31 protein-coding genes are annotated in these 25802 nt (G+C 51.9%); 6 read left to right on the plus strand and 25 right to left on the minus strand.

Features of this window, described 5'->3' with window-relative positions; translation table 11 throughout:
- The first annotated feature begins 32 nt into the window (after window positions 1-32).
- Window positions 33-557 (plus strand): hypothetical protein, encoded by a 525-nt coding sequence (locus ACEN2T_RS17625; protein WP_442117153.1) that lies wholly within the window; start codon window positions 33-35, stop codon window positions 555-557.
- Entirely contained in the window at window positions 544-2934 is a 2391-nt protein-coding gene (locus ACEN2T_RS17630) for a DotA/TraY family protein (RefSeq protein ID WP_442117154.1), read from the plus strand. Before ACEN2T_RS17625 ends, ACEN2T_RS17630 begins: the two co-directional genes overlap by 14 nt.
- 73 nt (window positions 2935-3007) lie before the next feature.
- Here the strand turns inward: ACEN2T_RS17630 and ACEN2T_RS17635 are convergent, their stop codons facing one another.
- A complete protein-coding gene (locus ACEN2T_RS17635; protein WP_442117155.1) occupies window positions 3008-3889 on the minus strand; it encodes a hypothetical protein in 882 nt (293 codons plus the stop codon).
- A 151-nt stretch (window positions 3890-4040) separates the two neighbouring features.
- Here ACEN2T_RS17635 and ACEN2T_RS17640 point away from each other — a divergent pair, with 151 nt between their 5' ends.
- Window positions 4041-4496 (plus strand): hypothetical protein, encoded by a 456-nt coding sequence (locus ACEN2T_RS17640; RefSeq protein WP_442117156.1) that lies wholly within the window; start codon window positions 4041-4043, stop codon window positions 4494-4496.
- Window positions 4497-4547: 51 nt separating this feature from the next.
- Here ACEN2T_RS17640 and ACEN2T_RS17645 read toward each other — a convergent pair whose 3' ends face one another.
- From ACEN2T_RS17645 to ACEN2T_RS17665, 5 genes are read right to left on the minus strand one after another with little or no spacing between them, the layout of a single operon-like run.
- On the minus strand, window positions 4548-5144 hold the full coding sequence (locus ACEN2T_RS17645) for a hypothetical protein (RefSeq protein WP_442117157.1): 597 nt from the start codon (window positions 5142-5144) through the stop codon (window positions 4548-4550).
- Window positions 5145-5172: 28 nt separating this feature from the next.
- Window positions 5173-6240: a plasmid segregation protein ParM domain-containing protein gene (parM, locus tag ACEN2T_RS17650; RefSeq protein WP_442117158.1), complete on the minus strand. Its 1068-nt coding sequence runs from the start codon at window positions 6238-6240 to the stop codon at window positions 5173-5175.
- Window positions 6241-6261: 21 nt separating this feature from the next.
- Window positions 6262-6561 carry a hypothetical protein gene (locus tag ACEN2T_RS17655; RefSeq protein WP_442117159.1) on the minus strand — a complete coding sequence of 100 codons (300 nt, stop codon included), beginning with the start codon at window positions 6559-6561 and terminating at the stop codon, window positions 6262-6264.
- Window positions 6558-7778, minus strand: coding sequence for an ATPase, T2SS/T4P/T4SS family (locus ACEN2T_RS17660; protein ID WP_442117160.1), 1221 nt, complete (start codon window positions 7776-7778; stop codon window positions 6558-6560). The genes ACEN2T_RS17655 and ACEN2T_RS17660 overlap by 4 nt, the downstream gene beginning before the upstream one ends.
- Window positions 7751-8518: a type IV secretory system conjugative DNA transfer family protein gene (locus ACEN2T_RS17665; protein WP_442117161.1), complete on the minus strand. Its 768-nt coding sequence runs from the start codon at window positions 8516-8518 to the stop codon at window positions 7751-7753. Before ACEN2T_RS17665 ends, ACEN2T_RS17660 begins: the two co-directional genes overlap by 28 nt.
- Window positions 8519-9519: 1001 nt before the next feature.
- Here ACEN2T_RS17665 and ACEN2T_RS17670 point away from each other — a divergent pair.
- Window positions 9520-10854 carry a hypothetical protein gene (locus ACEN2T_RS17670; RefSeq protein ID WP_442117162.1) on the plus strand — a complete coding sequence of 445 codons (1335 nt, stop codon included), beginning with the start codon at window positions 9520-9522 and terminating at the stop codon, window positions 10852-10854.
- 4584 nt (window positions 10855-15438) lie between these two features.
- On the opposite strand, the gene ACEN2T_RS17675 is transcribed toward ACEN2T_RS17670, so the two are convergent.
- Entirely contained in the window at window positions 15439-16347 is a 909-nt protein-coding gene (locus ACEN2T_RS17675; protein ID WP_442117163.1) for a hypothetical protein, read from the minus strand.
- A gap of 682 nt (window positions 16348-17029) precedes the next feature.
- On the opposite strand from ACEN2T_RS17675, the gene ACEN2T_RS17680 reads away from it, so the two are divergent.
- Window positions 17030-17554, plus strand: coding sequence for a hypothetical protein (locus ACEN2T_RS17680; RefSeq protein WP_442117164.1), 525 nt, complete (start codon window positions 17030-17032; stop codon window positions 17552-17554).
- Between the two features lie 21 nt (window positions 17555-17575).
- On the opposite strand, the gene ACEN2T_RS17685 is transcribed toward ACEN2T_RS17680, so the two are convergent.
- Window positions 17576-18157: a hypothetical protein gene (locus ACEN2T_RS17685; protein ID WP_442117165.1), complete on the minus strand. Its 582-nt coding sequence runs from the start codon at window positions 18155-18157 to the stop codon at window positions 17576-17578.
- Window positions 18158-18199: 42 nt separating this feature from the next.
- Between ACEN2T_RS17685 and ACEN2T_RS17690 the strand changes: the two genes are divergently transcribed.
- On the plus strand, window positions 18200-19249 hold the full coding sequence (locus ACEN2T_RS17690; protein ID WP_442117166.1) for a hypothetical protein: 1050 nt from the start codon (window positions 18200-18202) through the stop codon (window positions 19247-19249).
- Here the strand turns inward: ACEN2T_RS17690 and ACEN2T_RS17695 are convergent.
- The 17 genes from ACEN2T_RS17695 to ACEN2T_RS17775 all read right to left on the minus strand — a co-directional run bounded on the left by ACEN2T_RS17695 (window position 19246) and on the right by ACEN2T_RS17775 (window position 25777).
- Window positions 19246-19443 (minus strand): hypothetical protein, encoded by a 198-nt coding sequence (locus ACEN2T_RS17695; RefSeq protein WP_442117167.1) that lies wholly within the window; start codon window positions 19441-19443, stop codon window positions 19246-19248. The genes ACEN2T_RS17690 and ACEN2T_RS17695 overlap by 4 nt on opposite strands.
- Window positions 19444-19523: 80 nt before the next feature.
- Entirely contained in the window at window positions 19524-19832 is a 309-nt protein-coding gene (locus ACEN2T_RS17700) for a hypothetical protein (RefSeq protein ID WP_442117168.1), read from the minus strand.
- Between the two features lie 250 nt (window positions 19833-20082).
- Window positions 20083-20577 carry a zinc-finger-containing protein gene (locus ACEN2T_RS17705; RefSeq protein ID WP_442117278.1) on the minus strand — a complete coding sequence of 165 codons (495 nt, stop codon included), beginning with the start codon at window positions 20575-20577 and terminating at the stop codon, window positions 20083-20085.
- A 93-nt stretch (window positions 20578-20670) separates the two neighbouring features.
- Window positions 20671-20997 (minus strand): hypothetical protein, encoded by a 327-nt coding sequence (locus ACEN2T_RS17710; protein ID WP_442117169.1) that lies wholly within the window; start codon window positions 20995-20997, stop codon window positions 20671-20673.
- Window positions 20998-21012: 15 nt separating this feature from the next.
- Window positions 21013-21378: a hypothetical protein gene (locus ACEN2T_RS17715; protein WP_442117170.1), complete on the minus strand. Its 366-nt coding sequence runs from the start codon at window positions 21376-21378 to the stop codon at window positions 21013-21015.
- 92 nt (window positions 21379-21470) lie between these two features.
- Complete coding sequence (locus ACEN2T_RS17720) at window positions 21471-21695, minus strand: hypothetical protein (protein ID WP_442117171.1); 225 nt, start codon at window positions 21693-21695, stop codon at window positions 21471-21473.
- A 43-nt stretch (window positions 21696-21738) separates the two neighbouring features.
- Entirely contained in the window at window positions 21739-21927 is a 189-nt protein-coding gene (locus tag ACEN2T_RS17725) for a hypothetical protein (protein ID WP_442117172.1), read from the minus strand.
- Window positions 21928-22310: 383 nt separating this feature from the next.
- Window positions 22311-22805 (minus strand): hypothetical protein, encoded by a 495-nt coding sequence (locus ACEN2T_RS17730; RefSeq protein WP_442117173.1) that lies wholly within the window; start codon window positions 22803-22805, stop codon window positions 22311-22313.
- 9 nt (window positions 22806-22814) lie between these two features.
- Window positions 22815-23027, minus strand: a complete 213-nt coding sequence (locus ACEN2T_RS17735) for a hypothetical protein (RefSeq protein WP_442117174.1) — start codon at window positions 23025-23027, stop codon at window positions 22815-22817.
- Between the two features lie 10 nt (window positions 23028-23037).
- A complete protein-coding gene (locus ACEN2T_RS17740; protein WP_442117175.1) occupies window positions 23038-23229 on the minus strand; it encodes a hypothetical protein in 192 nt (63 codons plus the stop codon).
- A 19-nt stretch (window positions 23230-23248) separates the two neighbouring features.
- Entirely contained in the window at window positions 23249-23512 is a 264-nt protein-coding gene (locus tag ACEN2T_RS17745) for a hypothetical protein (protein WP_442117176.1), read from the minus strand.
- 15 nt (window positions 23513-23527) lie between these two features.
- Window positions 23528-23788, minus strand: a complete 261-nt coding sequence (locus tag ACEN2T_RS17750; RefSeq protein WP_442117177.1) for a hypothetical protein — start codon at window positions 23786-23788, stop codon at window positions 23528-23530.
- Between the two features lie 211 nt (window positions 23789-23999).
- Entirely contained in the window at window positions 24000-24305 is a 306-nt protein-coding gene (locus tag ACEN2T_RS17755; RefSeq protein ID WP_442117178.1) for a hypothetical protein, read from the minus strand.
- Window positions 24306-24317: 12 nt separating this feature from the next.
- Window positions 24318-24668 (minus strand): hypothetical protein, encoded by a 351-nt coding sequence (locus ACEN2T_RS17760; protein WP_442117179.1) that lies wholly within the window; start codon window positions 24666-24668, stop codon window positions 24318-24320.
- 101 nt (window positions 24669-24769) lie between these two features.
- Window positions 24770-24988 (minus strand): hypothetical protein, encoded by a 219-nt coding sequence (locus ACEN2T_RS17765; protein ID WP_442117180.1) that lies wholly within the window; start codon window positions 24986-24988, stop codon window positions 24770-24772.
- A 108-nt stretch (window positions 24989-25096) separates the two neighbouring features.
- A complete protein-coding gene (locus tag ACEN2T_RS17770; RefSeq protein WP_442117181.1) occupies window positions 25097-25276 on the minus strand; it encodes a hypothetical protein in 180 nt (59 codons plus the stop codon).
- Between the two features lie 138 nt (window positions 25277-25414).
- Window positions 25415-25777: a hypothetical protein gene (locus ACEN2T_RS17775; RefSeq protein ID WP_442117182.1), complete on the minus strand. Its 363-nt coding sequence runs from the start codon at window positions 25775-25777 to the stop codon at window positions 25415-25417.
- Window positions 25778-25802: the final 25 nt, after the last annotated feature.

The following is a 25802-nucleotide window of genomic DNA, read 5'->3' on the forward strand; positions in this document are numbered from 1 at the left end:
CGCATTCAGGAGGCGATCTCAAGGAATTGGATATGGCTAAATCACACGAGTCCGAACACGAGCAGTCCGAAGTCATTGAGGCTGAGCGTAAGCCGGCCCCGACAAAAAAAAGCAAAGTGGTTGCGGTTGCGAAATTCGTAATCGCTACCGAGGCATGGAAAAAGCACGCGCGCATGCTGAGGTACCGAGCCTCGTTTCCGTTGCTGCGCGAGGTGGTGAAAAATGGAACACGAGCTAACAAGTTCATCATTCCAACAGAAATCATCGACGACGTTTACATCGCTAAATCGATCATCGGTCATCGAATGATTATGTGGTCTTCTCTCGCGTGCCTCTGTTACTTCCTGACCATCTTTTCTAAAGGCCTCGCGGTAGCCATCAAATTCCACTCGCCGATGAACATGTGGCTGCTTTCGTCTGTTCCACTGATCATTTTTGTCAGCTTTCGAATTGCCTTGAGCTACAAGGTGTTGGGGGCTTTTCTTTCCGAGCGCAACCGGCGGTTGAGCGCTTCAGAAGATTCGCGCGTGGAGCGCCCAGCAAATGAAGTCGCATAACTCACCATTGATTAAAACGGCGGCCTATGCCGCCATAATGACTCTTGTACTTCACTCGGGGCTCGCGTTCGCTGCCGATGGATATGCCATCGAGTCTTTGGCTTCTAAATCAAGTGCTGGCTATGACTTCGGCCAGAAGATTATTAACTGGATTACGTACGGCTCTGATACGGGGACGCATGGTGAGAAGTCACTGCTTTCGGTGCTGTCTGCCACACTAAGCACGATTGCCCTTTTCATGATGGCGTTCTTGGCCATGTTCGGTGGTCTTAACTACATCATTCAAACCGCGAACAAAGGTGTACCAGGCGGACAGGTTATATCGTCCTTTTGGATGCCGCTTCGCATCAGCGTTGCCACGATCCTTATGGTCCCGCTCACTTCGGGCTTTTCTGCTTTGCAGTACGGTGTGACAGGTGTGGCTGAAGAAGGGAATACACACGCCAACATCTTGCAGGAAAAAGGTCTTAACTACGTTTACGACAATGGAGTTTACCGCCCGATTTCTCTGGTCAATGGAGACGATATAGTTTTTGGATGGATTGGCTCAGAGGTCTGTAAGCAGTACATAAACGCCTACACCCAGTCCGACACAATTCAGTTTGAAACCGCCACAGTGGGCAATGTGGTCAAAGGGTATGAGACCAAATTCCAGTACGCATATAAGGAGTCTGCAAACTCCGGGCGCGCTGCAAATCCAAGGTCCAGTTATTGCGGTAGCATCACAATTGCTAGCCCTCGAAAGGGGGAAATCCCAGATTCAACTGGCCCGTTTAGCATGGCTGCGTACCAGCAAATCTCAAACGACGTGGCTACTCAAGCTCAGAGTCAGTTGATAGATCTTATTACTGGACTCCAGCCAGCTGTTGCCTCCATCGCAAGCAAAATCCTGTCTGACCAATCGGCTCTCCAATCGATGCAATCTAATGGCTCAGGATCACAATCTACCTTTGAGCGTGCGCTAAAAGAGGCGCGTGGCAACGTGTCGGGCTTGGCCTCAGAAATCAACAAAGTAATTGCTACCTATAATGAAGGTCGCCAACGGATCGTCGCTCAGGCAGTCAGTAGCGCAAACTCAAAAGGCAAGGATGGTAAAGACTGGAAATCTCAAACCATTGACGGGGGGTGGCCGCTCCTTGGCACAGTATTCTGGCAGGTGAGCATTAACCAATCACAGATCAACAGCCTTGCACAGTTGATGCTGGCTACAATTACCGACCCGCAACTGGATAAAGAGTGGTTACAGGATCAGCGTTTGCAAGAGGTGTCGCAGCGCATCTTGGCTGCCAAGAAAGCTTATGGCCGTAGCGGTTCGAGTGTCTTACAAGCATCAACCTCTCCAGACCAGCCCATTCCCTCATTATCAGGAATAGCGCTTTCCGGTGCAGAAGGTTCTGACCTATTTGACGCAGCAAAAATGGTGCTCTACTCCTCACTCAGCGGGATAACCAGATCTGCCCTCCAGCGTAACTCTCCTGACGATTTTCTGGTCAACATCCAATACATTGGTTCAGCGATAGGCACCGGTGCCGAGGTGATGTACTTAGTAAAGGGTGCAACCTTGACGGCAATGATGGCCTCTGCAAGCACCGCTGAGCAGGCAGGCGACATGGCCACCAAGTCGAGCCTTTGGACGATGATTTTCCCAATTGGCATGGGCGTGCGAGCGGTAGGTGCAGGCGGTTCGATCACCAAGGATATCATCCAGGCACTCAGTCAGTTCTTATTGCCAATGGTTGACACGGTCCTTACCGTTTTGATCGGCATTGGATTTCTCGCCGGCGTAGTTTTGCCAACCATCCCCCTTAGCATTTGGTTTATGGGGGTGATCTCGTGGATGCTGTTTTATATTGAGTGCTTGCTCGTCTCGCCTTTCTGGCTTGCCGCACACGGTACGGCCGAGAAAGAAGGATGGGGGACAGATCACACCAGGCAGGGTTACATGCTAATGATTGGCCTGTACCTCAATCCGATTCTGCGAGTTGTTGGCTTTTTCGCTATTTACCTAGCGCTTAAGCCAATCGGTTATCTGTTCTCCTGGTTCATGGACTACGTTCATGGCGTGTTGGAATCAGGTTTCGTTTTCCTATTCAGCTCTGTCGGCGCAGTTTGTATAAGCCTGATGTTTGGTTACACAGCCACTGTTCGTGTCTTCGGCCTTCCATCAGAGTTGTTTGAACGCGGCCTGCGGTGGATCAATGGTGGTCAGGAAGTAACCGGTGATGGCCATAGCGAGGAGAAGGTGCGAAGTAACTTTATGGCGTTCATTAGCAAATCAGAACAAGCAGCTCAACGGACGTCAGCTGGCTCACTTTCAAATCCTAAGCCAAGCTCTGGAAGCGATAGGCCAAGCGGAACAAATCCAAGGAGGGGTTAACTAAATCGTCAGCAAAAAAAACCAGCCCTGAACCGGCTGGTTTTTTTGTCCTTTGACTTCTGACAAATGGCGTTCATTGCAGAAGTGGCAACGCGAGGCCGCATGCTGCTAATACGAGGAACCCGGTCATGAAATAACCGGAAGCAGAGTTGTAACCTGTAGTCCGGAGCTTGTGGAACCATGTGCCAGGCTCTGGCTCAACAAACACCAGGCCATCCCGAAATGCTGTATCAAGCCAACCTTTGACCATTCCTCCCGCTATTACTTGATAGATCAGTGCCGACCCGAAGGCAAATCCGAACCCAGTAACAACAGCTTTCACGGCTCGCGATACCAACCCTTCTACCCCAAACTCCAGCGTCAGGATGCCAGCGATTCCCGAAACGGCAGTGTTCAGCTTCCCAGCGTTCCATGGAAGGACATATGCCCACTCTAGCATTACCACTCCAGTTACGGCGCCTGCCAGGATCATCGGAAAGGACTCACGGGCGAACGCATAACCCGACAGCCTGCCGGCTACAACGGAATTGCGCAGCGCTGCCACCGAACGAGGCCCAAACGCAATTAAGGCGCCGACACCTACAAGGAAGCAGCCGGCACCGCTTTCCTCGGCATAGAAGCCGAATGCAAAGAACGCCATTACGACAAACCAAACCGCTACTTTCCAGAGTGGCCACACCTCGGTAAACCAGCTGCCGGTGGTTGCACGGCTGTAATAGAACTTGAACTTCCGGCTAACACCCTCTCCCTTAACAGCCAACCCAAGTGCACCGTAACGCTGCGCAAGAAGAAGGAGTGTTTTGGCCTCGGCACCAACCCTGCCTGGCGCCCATGGCACATAAACCGCACCGTAAGGATCATCCAACACTTGATTTGCTGCGACATCAACAAGATCGTTGCATGGGCGGAAGCCACCGCTACGAGCGCCGCTTTTGTAGTCCAGTCCCTTAGTCATTGCGATCCCCTCAACAATAAAATTCGCCTGATCCTATAATCAACTACGAGACATCTAATGTCAATAGTTTATAGGTAAATAATCCATATATTTTGATCGAGTCAGCGTCTGGTGATACCCTTCTCGTATCACCCCCAAAGAAGGTTCCATCATGCCTGTAAAAAAGGTTGGAAGACCTGCCGTTCCCGGCACCCAGACAACGTTCCGTTTTCCGCCCGAGCATTACGATCTAATACGATCTGGAGCTGACATCCAGGCTACGTATCTATCGCGCGCCCACCCAAAAAGTCACCAGTTCTCGCCTAGCAACGCGTTATGGCTTCGCGGTTTGATTGATTACAGCTACAAGAACAGGAAAGGCATTCCAGTTGACGTGGTAAAAAAGGCCATGCTTGAAGTGACGAGGGGAGTTGAAGAAATGACGTCGGTCACGCTGATTTTGCCTGAAGACCAACGGGTGATGTTGCGCAAATTAGAGTGTGCCTGCCAGGCACTCAACTGGAAGGTAGATCTACACAGAAATGCGGCAATTAATTTGATGGTGAAGATTCATTCCCAGTCGTTTAATGAGGCGCTGCGCCTTGGCTCTTCTCCCCAGCACTCGTAGCACGAGTCCTGATTGCCAGTTGCGGAAAACGGGGCTACGCCCCGTCTTCTATTAGCCCATTGCACTCAGAGCATCGCGACCCATTCTCCTCTTCGGTCGTGGTTGCATCTCACCAGCCGATGCTCCACCTTGATTTTCTAGCGACCGCAATGTGGACTCGATAACCATCTCTGGTGTTTGCGACGCGGTGCTGTTTTCAACAGCAAAATCGGCCATCGAACTGGGTTCTAAACTTGGCGCGGTTTCAACTTGAACAGGAGCAGCTACAAAAACCCCTTGGCCGAATCGTTCATCATTTACGTGCGCCGCTGGTGTAGAGCCTGTCGTTGATGATGCTGGCGCCACGGTTACCCGTGGCGTTATATCAGAAAGTACTCGTGCTGCTTGGGGCTCGCTTTGAGCCTCAGACTGTACCTGGGGAGTGATACTTAGCGGTGCATGCGTGCCCTGCTCATCACTCCGCATCTGATTCATCAAGGCGTTCAAAACAAACTTGTTTAGGGTCCCGTCTGCTTTATGCGCCTCGATTAACTCAATAAGCCTCACAATCTCTGACCGGTTTTCAACGTCAACATGGTTAGCACGCAGAATTATCTGCGTTCTGGCTTTCATGAATATTGCAGAGTTGAGCGGTTTACGTCCTGCCATTTTCAGCCTCTACTCGCCACCAACTGACTCAGTTCGCTTCTTGTTGCTCGACCATGTACTTGAGTACACCTCGGGCGTTCGCGAACTCGTCTCCAATCGTTGCAAAACTAACCGCCCGTTGCAGTGCTTCCTTGAAGACCACCGCGCCGCCACCAACAAAGTGAATTGCCTGGTAGTCACCAATTCTTCCTGCCTTGGACTCGACGTAGTTTACGATACGCTGAGATACCTGGCCGATGATTGCCTGTACATCTGCAAAAAGGTCCAGTTCACGCCCTCCTCCACGGTGCTTTCCTGTTTCAAGGATTTTTGTAACTGCACGAGTGGAAAGGTGAGACTCGTGACCGCCCGAGCCGTACTTTTTTTGGTACTCGGTGTTGATCTGTTCTTTCACATCCAAGACACCAATTCGCTCGGTCCCAGAGTGAGCATGATCGATCATCATGTTTCCATCGACCATTCGGATGCAGACGATATCCGTGGTGGAACCGCCGATATCCACAATGAGAATGCTCCCGTCGCTCTCCTCCAGCGCCTCGAACCGCTGCATGACGCCTCCCGTCTCGTCCAGGCCCCAGTCATAAAATGCACTCAGTGCTTCCGGGAACATATGGGCTGAGGCAATTGCTACTTTGAGGGAATCCTTTTCTGTGATGACATTATTTTGTTCGAAGTTCTCAACTGCCTTTTTGATAAACGGCACGTTCTTTGAGCCGTCAGCATTGAAGAAGTCGCCGAAAGGTAACGTCAGACCAACCTTCACATTTTTCCCCGCCAGGCCAGCTTTGACCATGGCATGGTGCAACAGCACTCGGTTTGGCTCCACAAATGGATAGTTCGCGTTACGCAAATTCAGCGGCTGCGTCACAGCAGGGCTGCACGTATAGGTGTTGAGTACATTCTTTTCATCATCGACAACCTGGTAGATGTTTTGACGGTCGCCGTCTACTGAAGTCATGTTGGTGCCGCCAACTTGTACACTGGTTGCAACCTTCAGGCATTCAATTCTGCCATCGGCCGTAAAGAACGCCAGTTTATGGTCGGCATAGCCGTTGTCGTCAGCAACCAGCATTACAGAGGATTGAGCTTTTTTCATGAGTGACCTATTCCTGTGGTTTCAGTATTTTGCCAAGCGGGCAAGCTTGCGATTCGTGTGTTTGGTTCGATAAGCACCGGCGAAATAACGCCGAGCCCTTTTCAACGTGTAACTGACGGTCCAACCTCGTCGCTCAAGTAGTACAAGACCAAGCACTACCCAAAAGCAAAGTTTGACCACCGGCCAAAATGGAGCGACGGGCAGAACCATGAATGGCACCAGCACGCTGGTATGAGCCTCAAAGAATTTGACGCTGATCCGTGACTGCTTACTCGCGAAGGCAGTGTTAACTGGTTCGCCCTTTTCCGTAGGAAGAATCATTTGAATCTCCCTTCACCAAGTTCTTGCTCGATTGAAAGCAGCGTTCTTTCTGCAATACTCCCTGCCTCGTAAAGTTTCTGTACGGACTTCAGAAGCGAAATACCATGTTCATTGGTCATGGCTTTAAGGAACGATGGCAAGTTATCCACGGGCATTCGCATCGCCTCGTCACGCATGTCGTTTGTAATGGCGAGCGCCGAACGTGCCGCGACTCGTCCTAAGCCATTCGCCATGGGGAATAAGCGTTGGTGAACAATGAGTCTCACGTTCTCTACTAAAGAGTTGGTCATCCTCACCCGATCTTCTGCTCCGAAGGGGTCTACCATTCGAGGGATCGTCATATGGGTGCTCGTGACGTGAGTTGTGCAGTAGGTTGGGTGTGACGACATAGCTGAAAGAAGCGCCCCCTCAATCGTATCCCTGTCGCGTGCTTCACCAAACACGACAGCATGGGGGTGACGACGCAGCATGTTTCGAACAGCCTCTTCGTAACTGGTTAGATGCGCGCCAAACCCTGGCCGCCCTATTTCAGACTGAACCACCATCCCAATACGACCAGGTGTCTCCCGCAGGTCATTCTCAATCGGCGAATTGAACGTAATGACACGCTTTGCCGGCACGCTGGTCAGAAGTTCCCCAGTCATGGAATCCAGCAAGGTTGTTTTGCCCGAGCCTGTCGGTCCTGTGACAATGACAATCCCGGCTGAAGGCACACAGTTTTCTTGGATGTAAGGCTCTATTCCTAACTGATTCAAAGTCTGAACTACTTTCCCTACAGGTCGGATCAATATCTCCAAACCCATCCCGCCACCGACCATGCACCCGGTAGCAACGCAGCGAAAGCGAACTGATTTCGTCCTGTCGATCCGCAGCGAATAGTTGAAGTCACGCGGTTCAGCACGCGCTACCTCACTCGCAGCATTGGGATCCTTAACTAGATCGTTCAACAGGTCTGCTATTTCTCTGTAGTTGAGTTCACGCCCAGGAAGTCTGTGAATCGCGTCTGCCCACATGACAGAAACTGGGTCACCCGACAAAAGGACTAGGTCCTCACATTTGTTTTCAAGGCAGTAATGGAGCAGCGCATCGAGGTAATCCATGCTCAATCGCAACGGGACGTCAAACTGTGGGGGAGCGAGCGGTTTGGTCGAAACCAAATCTGCAACAATCCCCGTTTTGTCCGGCACCATTATTGACGCGTCCATACCGGCGCCCATGTCTTCACTTCTGTGAAATTGCCTAACTGCCCGATGCCAATGATCTGCTCCCCGACATTCATTGTCCGCCCACGGAACGTGACTTGGGAGTTCACTACCTTGAGATCTGCGGGGGTAAACATGTTTCGGTTTTCTAGTGTGATGTACTGGTACCGTCCCTCTACTGCACGAACCAGCTGGTTGAGTCGATCCGAGTAATTGGCATTCGCTTGGTACACACCGGCGTTCCAACCATTGATCAACGCTTTTTTCCAGGCGCTGACTTCAGCCTCTGTTTTCGGATATAGGGTTTCGTGTGGGAGGTCTGGCTGTTCGTATCGCTGGTATAGGTAGTCACGCCAGGTAGGAACGGAAGAGATAACCTGCGCCTCCTCCTGAACCGTGACGCCTGCCTTCACAACTCGGACTTCATCACCTTCTTTCGAGTATTGGTTACGAACCTCGATTACAGCTGGAATCAGCAAGTGTCCGTCGCGAACAAATTGAGCCATGTTGTAGGTCACGTTCATCTTGCGCTCTACAGCATCCAGGTAATCCATCAACATTCCGTAGCGATAGGCGAGCCCTGACTGGGCACCGACTCGCAAACCTTCCTGGCTAATCGCATCTGTTCGCAGCTGACTCGCTTCATCAGCATTCAACTCCTTCACGTCCCTGCCCCGCAATTCGCCGATCTTGCGAATCTCTGCTGGTACCTCGACTTGGGTAGAAGGCATTTCAGCAACTGGAAAATCTATCATCGGTCTCACCGTATAGAATTATTAAACCTTGTTTTCGCGATCAGTATGACACCCCTCCTCACCGACAACAAAACAAGGCTGCGTGGTACAGTACCACGATACCTTGCAAAATTGTGCCACATAAATGCGCTTCCGCCAAGACCACCGAACCGTCGTAGAAACAAGATTTCCGCCCTCCTCATCTCCCTCCCGCCACCTATATGCACCCCGGATTCTTTTCTACGTGCCCAGTTATTAGATTCCAGCCCTCACCAAGCCCAGACAAAGCTCGTGGATTGACGTTAATTTCCATGGCACACAATTAGAATTTCACTAATTAAAGTGGCACAGAAATTAAAAAACCTTGCATTCCTGTGGCACAAAAATAATTAACGTGGCACATAAATCGAAAAAATGCATTTGTTGTGGCACATAAATGCTTTTTAGCCCTATTTCCTGTGGCACATAAATCAAGATTTGTTTAAACCGTGCCACACAAATTAAGGGACGCTTGCTTGCTGCATTTCTGATCTCGATTGGCCAACTGGGGGACTCCTTCCATGACAAGTGACACAGCAGTCCGTTTTGCGCACTCCTGCCTCCCCTAGCAAGAAAGTTTATGAGGGCCATAACCGCCACCTAAGCATCTCTTTTTCGCCCTACTCCCCCTCTTATCTCTCGTTTCCATCCGCGCACCCTCGATCTCCCGTCCGCCCTAGAAATAGGGTGGTCGATTCCTGTACCGCTACACGGACGTTTATAGTACCTGGCAATGGACTTATTTCGTACCTGGGGGGGGATTCACTCTTGTACCTAGGGTGGGACGCGCTCTAAAATGTCCGCAATGTATTACGTTGTGATGTTTTTAGGTGGTACAGGGATTTTGCGTTCCTTCCTTCCTATTGATGGGGTTCTTTAGGTTTTAAAGCTGTATCTGATTCGTTTTTGATCCGGCGTTAACCACCAACCCTAGGCGTAAACCAGTAACCCTAAGCGTTGACCACTATTCACAGGCGTTAACCATGTCTATCAGTAACGACATTCAGATCCGCGCAATTGGAATTCTCGAAAGGTACCGGGCTGAAAAGAAAACCCCGTTAGCCAACAGCTTTGATTCACCCGTTAACGCCACCCTCCCCCTCGCAGACGCAGCACAGGGCTACTCCGTTGACCTGGACCTCTCCGTCAACGTGACTGACTTCGTTCGCTGGCTTGATAACCGCGTGATCGTGAAGGGCCTTGGTGAATCGACAGCGCTCTGCTATCGCAAGTGGGTCTCTGCTCATCTCGAAAATGTTGGTCACACGTCTACAGGTGAGCTGAGGGCTTGGATTGCACCTAGCAGACGCCAACGAAATGCGGCCGCAGCGGAAGTGAATCCCGAAAACGTATTGCGCAACGACGTGGACGATTCCAAGTTGTTTGTGACGTCTACGAGTACAAACCAGCGTTACCTTTCCTTCATCAGCGAAAGCGTGCTCGAACTCGTTAAAGCTGATCTGTTGCCACCGGCGAGAACACGCGCTGAAGAGGAAAATCCTTCGCGCAATCGCATAGCGAGCATGGAGACCGCCATGTGGTTTATGTGCACGCTCTGGACTGGTCTGCGCCCACGCGAATGGCCTTACGCCCGTTACCTGGAAGAGCACTTCGACCCAGATACAGCGACAACGCAGAAGCAAGTCCTTGAGGTGCGCACGCTGAAGCAGTCGGGTCGACGTGAGGACAATCCGCTAAAGGAAAAGCGCTATCTCGTGCTAGAAAACTGGCCCGCCAACCAGATCGATGCGCTGAAGATGTTTTTGGGAATGGTCTACAAGCATGAGGACGCCGGCCAATTTGATACGTTCTACGAAAGGCGCCGCAAACTGTTACAGCGCTCTTGGCGTCGAATCATCAACTCAAAGGTTGGCGTTATTGAGCACATCGGTGTTGAGCTTACCGCCGACAATAAGGCCAAGCTCAAGGCAATCGCAAAATCGACGAGCAGCCCCGCTTTGTTCGACGGCAATGCTCTGACGTTTTACACGGCGCGCCACGCCTTTGCGGAAGAGGCTCGCAGATCTGGGAGCTTCAGCAAATTTGAAATTGCAGCAGTGCTCGGGCACTCGATGATCACGAACCAGGCATATTACGGTCCCCGCAAAGATACCCTGGATCGTGAGCATAGTTTCGTACTGCCGAAACCTTGGCCTGGTGACGCTGAAGCTATTGAGATGTGGGATAAGACAGCTAACCCGCTCCGTGGCAGGTACTTGAACCGAGAAGACCTCTCGCAGGCGATCCTGGACGCAGAGAGCAAGAACCGAGAGCGCGATAGCAAAGATGGTGTGGCTAGCTTCTGGACGGGCTTGTAGGGCCTCTCGTAACCTCAATGGAAAATGCTCCAGCTACTTCCATTGAGGTTACTAAATCCGCATACTGTGGATCTGCAACGTGCACCCGATAGAGGTGCAATATAATTGGATCGTACGATCCAGTGTCAGCAACTCCAACTCCCCAACCATTCGTTTCGTACGTCGCATTTAATCAATGTGCGTGGCCTGCCGCACCGCCCCCCCCCACCAAGACGCTTCTCTCTCCGCTCCCGTGTAAGGCTTTTCAACGCAAACGTATAGATCGCTTTGAGCGTTAACGATGATCAGCATCGCTGCGCCAGCGAATAGATCGATTATATCGCTGCCGGTACAAACGCTTTGAGCGCTGCCGTAAAAGCTATTTTGTCCGTTACCGTCTCCGGCGCGTTTTACGCTAACGGTATCAAGCTCTGTGCCGCTGCCCTTACAAATCGATCAGTCGTTATCGCGTAGAGCGCTTTATTTGCGAGCGTCACACAGCGCATTTCTTCGCGAGCCTTCCAAGACGATTGGACGTTGGCGTTTACAGCGCTTTGTAAAGTGAGCGGGTATGGCTTTGCTAGGCGCAAACTTCTCAAGCGCTTAAGCGAAGACGGAAAACATGCTTTACGCAAACGATGAGGCGTCCTGGGTTGGGGGTGTTGAGGGCGGAGTTGATTTGTATGTTCTGTGAAGATAGTCCTCAACCGCCGTATAGATTCACTGGATTGTGCTTGGAGCCGCAGGCACGCGGAGGCGAATCAGTAACTGAGCAGATCAACGACGCAGCATTGGTTTTTTTGAATTGAAGCTAGTCGCCCGTCAGTTATCACCAGGGCATTGCGAAGTTGAGCGAAGTTCCACGCTGGAACTTTTGGATCTGAATCCCAGGCTGGGATTTTCTCATCACAGCAAAAACAACAATCAAGGCAAACAATTGTGAATCAGTTGAGTCTGCCTTGTGTCGAGCATGAGCGGAGCGAGTGCGAGACGGCGCCTGTGGAGTAGCTAGATTTATTTTATGCCAGGCATGGGTACTAGTTTCGCTTACAAGCCAGAGGGCGCGCGTGTCCTCTGTGTCCTAATGATTCGAAATAATTAGAAGGGTAGATTTCAGTAACCTAGAAAGCTCGGCCGCAGTGAAAGGAGATAGCTGAGGCTTCGTTTTGTGTCGAGCACGAGCGGAGCGAGTGCGAGACGGCGCCTGTGGAGTACCTACCTGTTTTTAGGTCGACAACGACGGGGGTGAAGTGCTTACTCAAAATTGCGCGAAGTTCCAGGCAGGAACTAAAAGAACGGAAGATTCAGTTGTGCGCAGAGAAAATAGAAGACCTGTATAGCAGGTTGCCGGCCACCGCTCTGCTTTGTGTCGAGCACGAGCGGAGCGAGTGCGAGACGGCGTCATGGTTGGGACTGCATATAGGAAGGCGGTGGTGCTGATTGATGTAGCGTTATGGTGCTCATGTCGCCTGACCGTCCATGTAGCCTAGAAGGCCTGGGCAACAAGATCGGGCGAATGCCATGGACCAATCTCGCAATCTACCCGAGATGCCACTTCGAATCCGAGCGGGCCAAGGGGCAAGCATGGGATTCAGACAAATTGTGGCGTCGATTAGATCTATAGGGTCAGGCGCTTTTTCAATCTACGTTACCAGCCCAGTGGCGGGTGTAGTGGTTGATTCGCTTAAGGCATAAGCAAGGGGCTTAATCACGCTAAGTTGCATGTCGCAAAAATGACGACACCACCACCTCATAGAAGATGGTTAATTCGGTCAATCATGGCCCCCCTTTCCAAGCTATCTGGTTATTGCTCCCGCCACCGAGCACGATCAAGCAAGCAGATTGACGACTAGCGAATTGCTGTTTGGCGCCAGACTTCCGTTGGAATCAATTGTGCTCATGAGAATGGCGGGATAGGTGTAGGCGCCAGCTTTGATTCGATATAGCGCAAGATTGGGGGGCCTTCAAAGCCTAACAACTCGACATGATCAGGATGCCAGATGAATATTGAGCGAACCTTCCAGGGTATGTTGTGCTTGATGGGTAGGTGATCATCGTAATCAACGGAAAAGGCGCCGCCCCTCGCCTACCCTCGCGCCACAAGAAGTTCCACAGTGGAACTTTCCTTTGAGTCGTCCGCGCCTCCCTCGCCCCATACACAGATTTTGTTAGAGGCAGGTTAACCTTTAGGAGGTTGGGCCATATGTCAGCGCTTGGTAAATCTCTAGCAGGCCAGCGTTGTAGCAGCGAGATGGCTTCTCGATGCAAGGCGCATTCTCGAAAAGGTAGCCTCTTAAATCGCAACGCGCTCGTGCTGATATCTTTTCCGCCAGTTCCTTTTGTACATAGACCCAGAAAGTCTTCTGCGCCCTCCTCCACACAGATCAACGGAGCAAGTATCCGTAGCTACCGCAGATGCGTTGCGATGACGCTCAAACCTCTGAGTAATGCAGAATCGATCTTTAAGTACTGCACCCATACTTCCAGGCGGTTGGACGTGTACGGACGCGAGCGGTGGCAAGTCGATGCTTGGGGAGGAGTGGATAAAAGTGATCTGTGCGTTCAACAGTACGTTTCTCATCGATGATCCATCGTCATGCCGCTCGATGTTTGCAGCACTTCTGATGCGACCGGATCAACACTAGTACTGAGGAAGAGTCGCTATACCCGGCAACCCCCGTCGAAAGCAGTCATCGGCGGCATTGGGCTTGAGATGGGCATCCACTCGATGGTGATTTGGCAAATGATCGCGATTAAAGGTTTACCAATCCAATAGTGGCGTTTACGCCAATAAGTGGCGCAAATGACTTATCTAATTGAAACGCCGGTATTCGGTCATTGTTCTGACTCTTTGAGCCAGTCGTTCAAAGGAAGACATTCAAAGGTCCAGGCTGGAACTTTTCAGGTCGTCCACAATTAAATTGGTTGAGCTAGCAAAGGGCTACAGAGCCACTCAGAGTTCCAGCGTGGAACTTTATATTTAGGCGTGCGGGCCCTCCTCTGCCGCAATTCGAAAATTACTAATACTAAGTTCCAGCGTGGAACTTTTGTGATGGTGCTGATGTTTTCGTTGGCGCCCCGACCTTGGCGCCAGCGGCAGTATCGATGTCACGCTTGAGCAATTCGTTACTGCTTGGGATCTAGATCTACTTTCTTGGCCAGCCTTTCATGGTTTCGAGGTGCGGCGTGATACCAGAATATGGAACCGATATGCCCGACTCATGTAAGCATGCAAAGCAACCTTTACGTAGATCCACACGGATATCCGATTGATTGCTTACCCAGTTAATTAAGCATAGAAACTCACATCCATCGCGCGCTGCCGGCACTGAGCCAAAATAAAATAGGAACATCCTGGAGGGTTTAGGCTTTGCAAAGGGATTTGACTTAGTTCCAGGCTGGAACTTTAGGTTATGGTTGAATCGATGATCGCCATAGGCTCTTTTGATGATGATTTCCCGCGCGAGATGGCTGAGTAATATTCGTTAGTGCGACGAGTGTGTTTTTTATCCTGGCGAGGTGACGCGCTAGATGGTGAGTGGGAATTCTTATGCAGGCTATGCTGGGTTTAAAAAGTAAATCACGCGATGTCGAATGACAGATGAAGCCCTGTAGTGCCAGACACTGAATGAGCAATTCAATACCATGTAACAGCCGGCTCACGTGAACCAGCACACGGAGCGTGCATTTAATCCAGGTTGTGGAGCAGCCATGCTATTTGAGAGTTCCACACTGGAACATTATCAGGGGCTAGAAAACGAGTGTGGGTACGAAGATGCCTGGCGCTGCATTGGTTACGATGTTTCATCGCGGTTACGAATTCAAAAAATGTAAAACCCAAATCAGGACCGAATGCTTATAAATTTGAGCAGGATTTTGAATGGTTCCTATCAATCTCAAGCCGATTAATAAGCACTTTCACCTATTGATCATCGTTTATCGTATGCGCTCCTACGTGAAATCAACATGAGTCGCTGGGCAGTAGTGCTCCACATTTCAACGTAGAGCGTTATGGAAAATTGTGAGTTTTCGTATGTTTTGCAGGGCACACCTATACATCAGCGTCTATCCAAGATCCGGAATCGCGCTACTACAAAGTTTCATGCTGGAACTTTTGATTGATGGGGTGTGGGTTGATGGTGTTTGGCACAAGGCTGGTTAAGCCATACATCGACAAGACGTTAGCTTACAAGTACAGCCTGTCGGTGACCTACGTATCATCCCATCCTACCTAGATGATTCGTAGCGCACGGCGAAGGTAGCGCAATAAATTGATTGTTCTTTGTAGCTCCTCTTGTCGACAAAGAATCCAGTGAACCTCCGTGACCTCAGGTCAAAGCTCCTATGTAACTGAAGCTACGCTTTTATAGAGTGCCTGATATGGCTATTAGGAGGTGCCTGATTTACAGGAGCTAAGCGCATCTGTCGGCAAGTTTTAGCACCAGGTGAGGTAGGGTTGGAGGTGATACTTAGTGGAATGCCAGTGCTTCAGGTGTGGGATAGGCCCTGAGAGGCTTTGGTTGACTGATGTACCAGTCAAAGGGTGGAAGATGGGGCTAGAAGTGAAAACTAAAGGCGAGCGGGACACTCCTCACTGGATGAGGATTATTTTTTAAGCATATTTCTGATGTTTTGGACCGATTGGTTGCCGACAGTCTTCTCGCGGGGCGCCACGGCCGGCTTTTCAGGCGGCGGACCTGTTTTGGGGGGAGGAGTGGAAGAGTTTGCCTGAGAGTTCCAGCGTGGAACTTTTGGCGCCACTTGTACGTCGGCGGCGGTAGATGACTGTGCAAGCGCTGCACTAGCTAATAGTCGACGTACTGACGGCTTCTGGGCTGAGAGGTAGTTAAAGCGGTGAAAGTTTTTGTGCGGCACAAGGTGCTCGGGTGCCACTCGAACGCCCCGGTAACCACTCTGCTGGGCCAGGGCGCGCAACGAGGCAGCCATAGCCCGAGCAGAAGTGTAGAGCCCGATGGCTTTATAGAAGGCGGGGGCGATGCAGATCAGGGCGACGCCGCGATGGATCAGACCATGGCGTGATAAATTCGAAAGAGCGCGCTGCACCGTCCGCTTGCCCAGGCCCGTCTTGCCGGCAATTTCACCGATGTAGATTTCCCTGAATTTATCCTTCCTGACTTCCAGGCAGGCGCCAGAAACCAGATCGCATTTATCGATGAGAAATGACAGCACCTGAACAATGCTGCGGCGGAGTTGGTGATGCATGCGGTGATTGCCAAGCGATTCCCGCTCGATACGAATTCTGGACTTGAGGGGGTAGCTTGACGTGTCGCTTGTGGCTGAGTTCCAGCGTGGAACTTTGTTGCCTAAAGCCTTGGCTTCCCGCATGAGCTTGTACTGAGAGTGGTGCTTGCGATTCCCGTAGTAGTCCAGGTCGACATCCCACTTCGCGCGCTTAACACTCCGTAGGTAAGCCAGATCCGCCATGACCATTGGATCGACTTCAAAGCATGCGAGCTTATCCTTCAACATTCGCTTGAAGTTAAGGACGCTCATCTGTGGGGATTTAGGACTGGGGGAAGTCATTGGTTAGAGGCAAATTTAAGCCTGCAAAAAACTCGGTGACCAAGCAATAGGGGAGGGGGTGTTGAAAAAATGGTGACGAAATGCGCAAAAACGCGAAACAGGTATTGACCTGAGTTTCACGATATCGGATTATACGGCCTAGAGTTTCGCTAAAAACTCTAAGAGACTTATGCATAATCCGGCATTGCATTTTGACCACTTAAACCCGCCCGCTAGCTCGTTTAAGGCCACAAATGTATTTGCCGGTTTTTTTTGTCCGCTCCCCCTGCTCATGCTGGCCAGTTGGCCTAAGTGTGATGCATCGAATTAATCTGGTACTAAAAGTTCCAGCATGGAACTTTTCAATTAACGCTCCGCTAAAAGCGTTAATTTGTAAGCACTTATCGGAGCTACGCTCTCTGTGTGCAAATTCTGCGTGGTACGTTTCTTGTATGTGCGTGGTACAACAACGCCGGATACTACCCTACGAAACCGAACGAACGGTACTGTTTATTTGTACAGTTACGGGCGGGCCTTTGAGTTTATCTTGCCTGGGTTTAATATAACTCTACGTAGCTAATGCGCGCATGAAAACACATGCAACCAATGCTGGTAAAGCGCGGCCCCAATAAGCCGCTAAACGGCAACCAAGTCACTTGAGAATGCGATCACCATGTCTAAGCGTGAAGAACTCGACGGCCTCCAGTACGGTGCCCAGGTGCGATTCTGGGGATTGAAGTTTCCAAGATTCGCTATCGAGGTTATGACCGCCACGATGGATCCAGTAAGCGAACATCAGGCTCAGTCCATACGGTGCACGCCTGGATGGGGAGGTGTTTGCATTCGACTGGCCGGCAAAACAGATGTAGCCGGCTACAAACAAGGAACGTTCGCCTTTGAACCAGGTACCTGGTGGGCCAGGGTTAATCCTCTTCAATTTGCGAGCCATCAGTTGAAGACGCCAGTAGCGCGGTTTCTCCTGGTTCGCATCGGAAGTCTTAAAACCAGACACAAGCTGATCGAGTCAGACGGCGCTCAAGCACACTGCGTAATCATCGAAAAGGTGGAGCCCAAAAAGTACCGCAAGAGAATGCAGCTGGTGATTTCTAGCACCGAAGGGGAGGGGGCGATCAGCGAGTTGGATCCTGAACACCGAGAAGGGGAGGGCGGTGTGCCTGCTCCCGAGAAAAAGGTTTAAAGTCCACGTAGATCGTATGAGCTAAATATTGCCAAGGTTCCCCAGGTTTGCGGGTGACAATTTACGGCGCGTCTTTCCTGGCTCAACGGGAGTAGTCGAGTTTGGTAAAGATGTAGGCTTTGCGTTGGGCGTTGGCTGTTCGTTTACCGCGCCAGCTGATGATTTGGACACCTCGGGGGCGGCGGGGGCGGCGGGTCCAGAGAGCTTGGTTTTAGCAGATGACTGCTTAAGCTTACCCCCCATCCATTTCGGCGCGGGCATGCCGCCCAGGTGAGCGCCAGCCATCACAGCAGACATGAAGCACTCAACGTCTGCGTCATGCTTGTAGAGTGCAAAACCGCTCTCGCCAAACAATTTGACACGAGCCAGGTGAAAGAACGTTGAGCAGGACTCAATGAACAGCCTCGTGGGAACGTGAACGTCATCGAGCACGCACCGTAAATCCACAAAATCAAGACCATTTGCCAGCGCATGCTGCTGATGGAGTGCTAGGTACCGGTCAGCAATAGCGATCATGTTGGCAGCGGTCGTTGCCTTCTCAAGAATCACACGCTCTCGTGTATGGCCGTCAGCCATGGTCACGCAAACCACTTTGATTGGCATTTGTCGCAAACCTTTAGATCTTCATGTCTGCGTATCTTAGCGATGGCCAAGAACGATCACAACAAAATTGATATGCAAATATCGTTGTTTGCTTGCATGGGGCTCGCCCGCGTATGCTTGCTCGATATAGCGTTAAGTTCGCTCAACAATTCAGGGCTGAAGATGGCTGGATACGACTATGCAAAGGGCTTCATCGGTGGCTTGAAGGTGACACCTGTATCACGTGATGAAGATAGGGTTGGCCGTACGCCAGCTGTGCACGCTCAGGTGACCGAGTACTTCAAATTTGGTCAGTTCTCGTGCGACGCGGGGATGCTGCTGTGCGGGTCACCTACCAAAACCACCCTCTATGAGTTCCCTGGCTCAATCAGCGCGATAACGTGTTATCGGTGTATCGCCCTGCTAAATCGCTGGTCGCGTGACTGTATCAATTCGCGTTGTACCGGCCATGCATTTACCCGTGACGGAGTTACAAGAACTGTAGCTGCTAAGTCAGTCCTGTTTGCCGCTGAGCTGCTGGAGGTGAACCATCAACTGCTGGCTCGACGCGGGCAAGTGAACATCTCTCTCTCCTCGCCTGATAGCGCCAGCGATGGCCTGGAGTCGATCAGGTCAGTTCTGACCGCGCATGATTATGGTTCGGTATTCGAACGGAGCAATGACGCCCAAGAGTGGAGACTGATCAAACCGGCGACCGAGGCCGAAGCGGCTCTGTTGAAGCGGAAGAAGGGAGAGAGTGCTCGCGGCAATACAGCAAAGCAGGGTGAGGTTCGCCAGAATCACCTGGTGCGACTCACGCCGGCCGAGAGTGCAGGTTTGAAGGCGCTCGGTGGTGCCGCGTGGATCCGCGCGAAGATTGCCAGCACAGCGATCCCGCGCAAGAAAAAACAATTTGCTTTGGATGAAGCGGAAAGACCATTGAAGGGTTTCACTCTGCGCGCTACCGACAGAGAGTGGGAGAAACTATTGAAGTTGGGAGGCAATGCCTGGGTTCGCTCTGTGATTAGTGCAGAGCGAGCATCGGACAGGGCGCCAGCAGAAGAGGCTCAGCAAATCGCAGCTGAGCAAGGAATCGCGCAAAGGACTCCCTAAACATTAATCGCTGAATTAACCAGTTCACGAGCATGATCAATGTCTGATGCATACCCCTGATCAACAAGCCATTCGCAGGTGGTTGCTACCTCCGCAGTTCGCACAGCGGCTTTAATGGTGCCAATGAGGCGTTTTTTTAAACCACCAGGCTGTACGACACGGCTGGAGGCGTCGACTGTTGCAGGGTTGATCATGAAGACTCCTTTATTCTCGATTAGATGGCCCGGAATAACTTTGGGTATCCACCTTGATGGCTCACTCGCCGGCTTATGCTTCATTCAGTGCCGGTTTCTTCCTGCGGCTGGCAGTCACCACACATGCCAATCTGCGATTCCTCAAGATCTGCGTGGCAGGTGCTGCACTGCTCGATGGCCAAGAGGTTTGCGCGATGATTGATATGATACAGATGGCCGCGAACAGGGACGATCCGACTACGCGCGCCACGCTTCATTGAGCGCTGATCGATGATCACGTTGTATGAAACCTGAGCACGACCAATATCAACCATTTCGGTAAGGTGCTTGCGAGCGGTGCTGATTGAGACGCCTTGCTGCTGGGCGTATTGCGCGGCAGTCATGTCCATCGCTGTCATCCTGGTTGCTTGCTATGGTGGTATGTTGCAATGAGCAGAGTTTACCATAAAGTGTAAACAGAAAAAGGGTTAATTTACTGTTTATGGTAAACAAGTCGGCTGCGCCATCGCGATCCGACATCAAGCCCGCCTCTACCTGGATGGGTACCTTGCAAAGCTGGGGAAGGCTGCCGGGATCGCTACAGCGCCGCGCAACCATAGAATTGAAGGGCTGACTCAGTAGAACAGTCGAAAACAGCCCCTAGGCGCTCGTGGCGCTGCGGGCGCCGACAGCATTCACAACTCGCTCGCACGTTTGTTGGTCAAAGAACCCGATGTGCGTTACAGACCTGGGGATGCCTAGTGCTTCAGAGAGCCACTGATAAGCATGCTCGCGCTTCATAGGTGAACCCTTGCCACGCCACAGCGGGTCAAACGCCGCATGAGCTGCGTTGCGGGCCTTGCGGGTTGCGCCATCAGCAAGCGTTCCCAGCGGAATGTCAGTTTTTGGATGGCACCCGACATACGCCTTGCACGCGGAGCAAAAATAGCACCATGGCCACTCGCCGTATTGGCGGCCGTAGAAAACGTCGTTGGTCGTAAACGAGACGTGGCCACCGCAATAGCGACAAGTCGAAGGAGCCGGCAGAGGATCCTGAATACGAGCCTTTGTAGCGTGGCAAAAGCCAGGGATCGCGGGGCTGCTAGCAACTTCAATGTTGAGCAGCACGGCCAATTGGTCAGCAAGTGAGGGCACTGAATTCAATTCCTCGAATCTATGAATGCAAAGTTGGCATCCTCTTACTGGCGAAGCCCCGCACAATGGCGAGGCTAGGTGAGTAGAGCGACCTTAACCGGTCGCTGCAACTGCGGTCGTAATGATGCGGTACTCACCCCAGTCGCCAAGCTTGCAGGGGAAGTCATAGGCATCACCGAGCATGCCCTCCGGATGATTCGCCAGCATCAGATGCCTACGTTCAATAGCTTGCTCTTGGGCGGCCTGTACGATGGCGGCGCCATCAAAGTGACGAGTGCCAGGCCATTCGCCGTAAAAGTCTCCGGTCAGCTCCTGGGCTGTCTCGCCAGCATCGGCAACAAACAGCGAGGCATCGCCAAGGTATTTTCCGTCCACATACCAAGTGCGACGCTCAACTCGGGCAGTGATCACAGTCTTCATTGGGGCCTTCCTCGATCAGTTTATGAGGGCGTCAACATTGAGGGGGGAGGAGGGGGCAGCCAGAGCGGACATCGCTTTACGCAGAAGGCTTTTCACCTCATCCGTGTCACCTTCATCCAAGAGGAAGGCCACACTGTCCAGCTTGTTCAAAGCGAGCTGCATCGCTGCCAGCGCCAGCGGCGAAGCACTTATGGCGCGAGTGCAGGTATCAGCGAGAAGCCGCTCCTGTGCAGGCTCAGCAGCGCGGACGGTGAGGAACAAAACATAGTCCTCCTCCAACCTTTCCATGCTGGGTACTTCCGCGAAGCTATAGAGCTTGGAGTCGCCGAGGTTCTGGCGTTCGGCAGCGGGGAAATTGATTTGCAACGGCGTCTGGCTCATTACGGTGTCCTTCTCGAATGAAGCGGACACACAACTCGTGTCCTGGTACTGCCGAAGGCCCTTGCAGGCCGGAGGTGGGGTGAGGTAATTCGCTACTTCGAAGGCTGGGGTGGTTGGTCCATGTTGAAGCCTTCCCAAGCACCACGCACCCAGTCGACCGCGTAACGGCCATTGCTATTACGCTCAACCAGAGTTTTAAGCATCGCGTCACCAGAGGAATAGCCGAAGCGCTCGACAGCGACGCGCAAGATCCCTTTTTCGAAATGAGGGCGCTTGTGATCAGATGGTTCTGTGGGAAGGGTTCGTTCATTGTTCATGCGGATGACCTCAAGATGCGGCCCGGCGTACGAGCCAGAATGGTTAGGCCGCGTCGCGAGTCGCGCGAGCTTCCTTCACTGCCTTGTGGTACTCCGCAATCATACGGGCCACTTCGTCTTTTGCCTCGCTTTCGGGCATTACGGAGAGCATTGCATCAACGCCTTCCATCAAAACCATACCGGCCAATGCGCGGGCCTTCATGCATTCATCATGCTTTGCTTTCGAAATCATTTCGGAGCCCTCAGTGATTTGTTTCAATGAGGGAAGTTTACCATATAGCGTAAACTATAAAAGCATTAATTTACGGTTTAGCGTAAAACTAGCAATCTACTCGCAAAGTCTTCTGCCGAGCGCCCGCACGTGCCAGATTGGCAACCATGCTCGTGACATGCTGTGCTGTTACAGACCGCACGATAACCCGTGCCGCCACACAGTTCGCAGGTGCTACCAGTGTGGGCGGGGCAACGGTAAACCTCTCCTGGGTGGCCGTGGGGTTGTCGTGGCAGGTGACCAGCGCCAGCATCAGGCACGATGCTTGAGAAATACTTTTTGAAGCTTTCTGAAACCGTGTTTTCTATCATTCACGTCTGCTCGGAAATGGGTATTAGGTGCAGCTAACCACTCAGCACCATCTTTAAACAGCCTTCTTCTTCCAGGCTCATAAGGTTCTCATAGGGCGCGGGGTGCCCCAACACATCCAGCAGACCAACAAAGATCTCCGGCGTCCACTTCGCTTCCTCAGGATTCAAGCGAGACAGCTGCGCATACGCTTCGTCGAAAAGCCCATATCGCAACAGCACCTGGGGCAATAATTCGACTTGTAGGCCATCAGCTATCGCACTGCAATACTCAAACATCTGCTGTATTTGGATAAGCAATAGCCCTGCTGCACTGCCCCTGGTGTCGTGGAGCGATTTGATACACATACGTTGGATGTCATCGACCATATGCATGAAGCGCTGCCATTCAATGCCATTGAGGGCGCTCGTGGAGTGAGCCTTTACCCTCAACCGCTCGCGGGCTTGCTCCCAGCTTTCACCAGGTCTAGCGCCAGCTGCGACTTGCGCGTCATTCAGCGGCGCCTGGCTGTCGTCCATAGATTCGATCACAGGGCTCCCCTATTCCTTTTCAGCTGCACGCTTTACGGCTTTTACCTTAGTCTGTCGAGCAGATGCCTGTATTTTCTCAATAATGCTGTGCAGGCCGGCCTTTGCCGCAATTAGATTGGCTGTATCACCGGACGCCGCCTCAAGGATCGCGCTGAGGTAACCAGCTGCGTCATGCAACGCTTCCAGTTCTGGAGCAGATACATAGATGCTTGATCCTTTCATGGGCACTCCGTTAATTGGCGGGAAGGTTATAGGTCTGAAGGTAGGTGATGCAGTCCTGCATTGCCTCACGCTCCGACGGCGCAGTCCCCCAGCCATATCCGTTACGGCCAGATACATCCCAGCCCCACATACCTGGTGAGCCGCTGTGCATCCCAAAGGCCACTGTCACTAGTGTTTGAGTCTTCTGATCCTCGACCGACATTTGAAACTCCTTACAATGATCACTGCCCGAGCAGCCCATTCACTTGGTGCTTGGTGAGGCCCGATCCGATTTCGCTGATGCAGGTGTAAATAACCCGATTGCCGGCGTCGTCAGTTATGACGTTGTGGCGCTCATAGAGCCCTACTTGAGCTTCATCCAGTACGAGCACTCGGCGAACGGTCCAAGTGACTTTGTATCGCACAGGAGTGGTGTTCACGCGCTCGCGTTGCTGCTCTGCCAGCAGGCCATTTCGACATAACATGTTCGGGCGATCAATCTGCATAACAGCGCTCCTTGTTTACTCGCCGCTTTTTGCCGCTTCAATCTCGGCTCGCCGCTTCATCACATACTGCTCCATGTAGTGAATCGCCTTTTCGAGATTAGCTACGGCATAATCTGGGCAAGGGACAGAGTATTTCTTCTCGGGATCATTGACCCAGGAACGTACCGTGCGGACTGAGCACGGCCGACCGCTGACCGAGGCGATTAACTCGGCGCTTTTCTTTTGGGTAATATCGTAGGTTTTGAGTAGGTGCAAAAAACGAGTGCGATTGTCCACGTGTGCCTCGGCTTAACGACAATAGGCAATCTTGCCTACGCAAGCATATAGGCAATCTTGCCTACTGCGCCAGCATTTGTAGCGCTCTTCAATGGGCGCCGCTCTGCTGACGCGGCCCCGCGTATGACGGCAGGGCTTGGATTCAGGGGGGAGCCAAGGTAGGCCCCCATCGGCAGGCATGTTGCAGCTGGCTACCTGGCTCTGGTTGGTCCTACACCAGCCTCACGGGCGCGCGCTTATCGTTGGCTTTTTGTTTGAGCCAGAGTCCGCGTTCAGGCTCGATGCCAACCATCTCGTTACCCCAGTTACCTTCATTCCAATAAACTTTTATCTCGCTATCGCTGATCGGTGAGCCCGTGTAATCGGCGATCATCCTGCGAAGGTCGGCGCGACTGTAGGCTGCCGCATATATGCTTCCAGAGGTACGGCCAGGATCGGCACCTTCCCACTTTGGGTCGTGGCGGTTGTGGCAAAAATACGACCGACCATTCCAGATCTTTAGCTTTCGGATGGGCATTTATTTTCCTCGTCAAACAGCCACAGGGTCGCATTCAGCCAAATGCGCTGCTGTGACGCTGCAAAGAGCCGCCCGTTGTTCATCACTTATGTTGGCTGTCTGCATCCAGTTGTTTAGCAACACCGCCCCGTAGGATGCTTGCTTGCGCGCTTTCCTGAAGCGTTCCTGTAGTCCCTCAACTGATGCAACAACGCTATCAGCACCTGCCGATGGATCCACTGCGAGGGCGCGAGTGATTTCACGCAAGGCACGCACCGCGTCACGAGCGGCTGTACTTGCCTCGACACTGATCACGCTGCTTTCAGCGATCGAATCCAGTTTCCAGAAAATGTCCGCCAGCTTCATATCCTGCCGACCAGTCATTGTGCCCCATCCTTTCGACCTGGCGGACGCCAAAATAGCATCCCCCCTCTACTGGCTCTGCCCCGGTTTTTAGGCCAGGGCTTGGGGTGGATAAGTGCTCGCTATTTGCGGATCCCGTGTCGCTGCATAAGAACCGACGTTGCCGAGCGATATGGTTCACCGAGGTAGTCAAGCAAGCATTCAGCCTCCTTATCGGTGACCTGTTCGTAGGCCTCTTCTGGAGTGATCCCATAACGGTCAGCGATGACGGCAAGGATCGCAGTTTTTGTTTCGCTGCTGATCGCAGAAAAAAACTTTTCGTTTCGCTCGTTCAACATCATTTCTGCCATCCCTCAAATTGATTTCAGTGAGGGAAGTATACGGTAAACCGTAAACAATCAAAGAAATATTTATGATTTACCGTAAATAAATAACCATTGCGACAAGGCTCATGACCAGTCGGGATGGTCAGGGTCGATCAATGCCTTACCAGGCACGATCATTTCTTTGCCCGTGTCGATTCGGGCAACAACCCAATTACCTGCACCACCATAATTTGTTGCCTCAACGGTGCGTACCAGGTTGCCGCTTTTCACGAATCGGTACGTGGTTTCGGGTTTGATCGGCATGTTTATTTTCCTCATCAGCCAAGCAACTTGGGAGACAGTGGTTCTATGGCGTGGCGTGGGCCAGAGTTTCAGGTGATGCTATCAGTGGGTCCTAAGACAAATACAAAGGAAGCAGGGCAAACAAATGCTTAACGAAATTCAGTTATCACTGCGCTTCCCGTCGCCGATCAATTTCATTTTTGAACCATTTTTTCTGTGCTGAATTAGATATCGGCCAGTCAACACGAGGAGGAAAAAACCACCCGTAGCAAAAAGAACCGTCTGAACTTGCTCGGGACGCGCAATTAATATGTACCAGAAAGTCATGGTTAGAATGATGGCGCCTAAACCACAGACATACGACTGCAAGGCGCTTAGACGCACCGACTGACGCTCAGAGTCGGCCATAACCAACTCGGCCGCCTGACGGGCTTGTTCGACGGCATTCAGATCGACAAATTTAGGATCTTGCTGCACTCGTGCTAATGCGTCGGTAAGGATTTGTTGTGGTGTTGTTGTCATTACCCAGGCTCGTTCGATGATTTCG

Source organism: Pseudomonas sp. W22_MBD1_FP4 (genome assembly GCF_052113765.1).
Lineage (GTDB): Bacteria > Pseudomonadota > Gammaproteobacteria > Pseudomonadales > Pseudomonadaceae > Aquipseudomonas > Aquipseudomonas sivasensis.

Excerpts from the sequence above, each read along its gene's own strand:
- ACEN2T_RS17645 (WP_442117157.1), bottom strand. The coding sequence starts at position 5,144 with ATGGCAGGACGTAAACCGCTCAACTCTGCAATATTCATGAAAGCCAGA.
- ACEN2T_RS17720 (WP_442117171.1), bottom strand. The coding sequence starts at position 21,695 with ATGAACAATGAACGAACCCTTCCCACAGAACCATCTGATCACAAGCGC.
- ACEN2T_RS17715 (WP_442117170.1), bottom strand. The coding sequence starts at position 21,378 with ATGAGCCAGACGCCGTTGCAAATCAATTTCCCCGCTGCCGAACGCCAG.
- ACEN2T_RS17660 (WP_442117160.1), bottom strand. The coding sequence starts at position 7,778 with ATGGGCGCCGGTATGGACGCGTCAATAATGGTGCCGGACAAAACGGGG.
- ACEN2T_RS17775 (WP_442117182.1), bottom strand. The coding sequence starts at position 25,777 with ATGACAACAACACCACAACAAATCCTTACCGACGCATTAGCACGAGTG.
- parM (WP_442117158.1), bottom strand. The coding sequence starts at position 6,240 with ATGAAAAAAGCTCAATCCTCTGTAATGCTGGTTGCTGACGACAACGGC.
- ACEN2T_RS17655 (WP_442117159.1), bottom strand. The coding sequence starts at position 6,561 with ATGATTCTTCCTACGGAAAAGGGCGAACCAGTTAACACTGCCTTCGCG.
- ACEN2T_RS17695 (WP_442117167.1), bottom strand. The coding sequence starts at position 19,443 with ATGATCAACCCTGCAACAGTCGACGCCTCCAGCCGTGTCGTACAGCCT.
- ACEN2T_RS17740 (WP_442117175.1), bottom strand. The coding sequence starts at position 23,229 with ATGTCGGTCGAGGATCAGAAGACTCAAACACTAGTGACAGTGGCCTTT.
- ACEN2T_RS17630 (WP_442117154.1), top strand. The coding sequence starts at position 544 with ATGAAGTCGCATAACTCACCATTGATTAAAACGGCGGCCTATGCCGCC.
- ACEN2T_RS17765 (WP_442117180.1), bottom strand. The coding sequence starts at position 24,988 with ATGATGTTGAACGAGCGAAACGAAAAGTTTTTTTCTGCGATCAGCAGC.
- ACEN2T_RS17665 (WP_442117161.1), bottom strand. The coding sequence starts at position 8,518 with ATGATAGATTTTCCAGTTGCTGAAATGCCTTCTACCCAAGTCGAGGTA.
- ACEN2T_RS17625 (WP_442117153.1), top strand. The coding sequence starts at position 33 with ATGGCTAAATCACACGAGTCCGAACACGAGCAGTCCGAAGTCATTGAG.
- ACEN2T_RS17680 (WP_442117164.1), top strand. The coding sequence starts at position 17,030 with ATGTCTAAGCGTGAAGAACTCGACGGCCTCCAGTACGGTGCCCAGGTG.
- ACEN2T_RS17670 (WP_442117162.1), top strand. The coding sequence starts at position 9,520 with ATGTCTATCAGTAACGACATTCAGATCCGCGCAATTGGAATTCTCGAA.
- ACEN2T_RS17725 (WP_442117172.1), bottom strand. The coding sequence starts at position 21,927 with ATGATTTCGAAAGCAAAGCATGATGAATGCATGAAGGCCCGCGCATTG.
- ACEN2T_RS17700 (WP_442117168.1), bottom strand. The coding sequence starts at position 19,832 with ATGGACATGACTGCCGCGCAATACGCCCAGCAGCAAGGCGTCTCAATC.
- ACEN2T_RS17690 (WP_442117166.1), top strand. The coding sequence starts at position 18,200 with ATGGCCAAGAACGATCACAACAAAATTGATATGCAAATATCGTTGTTT.
- ACEN2T_RS17640 (WP_442117156.1), top strand. The coding sequence starts at position 4,041 with ATGCCTGTAAAAAAGGTTGGAAGACCTGCCGTTCCCGGCACCCAGACA.
- ACEN2T_RS17685 (WP_442117165.1), bottom strand. The coding sequence starts at position 18,157 with ATGCCAATCAAAGTGGTTTGCGTGACCATGGCTGACGGCCATACACGA.
- ACEN2T_RS17735 (WP_442117174.1), bottom strand. The coding sequence starts at position 23,027 with ATGAAAGGATCAAGCATCTATGTATCTGCTCCAGAACTGGAAGCGTTG.
- ACEN2T_RS17675 (WP_442117163.1), bottom strand. The coding sequence starts at position 16,347 with ATGAGCGTCCTTAACTTCAAGCGAATGTTGAAGGATAAGCTCGCATGC.
- ACEN2T_RS17755 (WP_442117178.1), bottom strand. The coding sequence starts at position 24,305 with ATGCCCATCCGAAAGCTAAAGATCTGGAATGGTCGGTCGTATTTTTGC.
- ACEN2T_RS17760 (WP_442117179.1), bottom strand. The coding sequence starts at position 24,668 with ATGACTGGTCGGCAGGATATGAAGCTGGCGGACATTTTCTGGAAACTG.
- ACEN2T_RS17745 (WP_442117176.1), bottom strand. The coding sequence starts at position 23,512 with ATGCAGATTGATCGCCCGAACATGTTATGTCGAAATGGCCTGCTGGCA.
- ACEN2T_RS17635 (WP_442117155.1), bottom strand. The coding sequence starts at position 3,889 with ATGACTAAGGGACTGGACTACAAAAGCGGCGCTCGTAGCGGTGGCTTC.
- ACEN2T_RS17710 (WP_442117169.1), bottom strand. The coding sequence starts at position 20,997 with ATGAAGACTGTGATCACTGCCCGAGTTGAGCGTCGCACTTGGTATGTG.
- ACEN2T_RS17770 (WP_442117181.1), bottom strand. The coding sequence starts at position 25,276 with ATGCCGATCAAACCCGAAACCACGTACCGATTCGTGAAAAGCGGCAAC.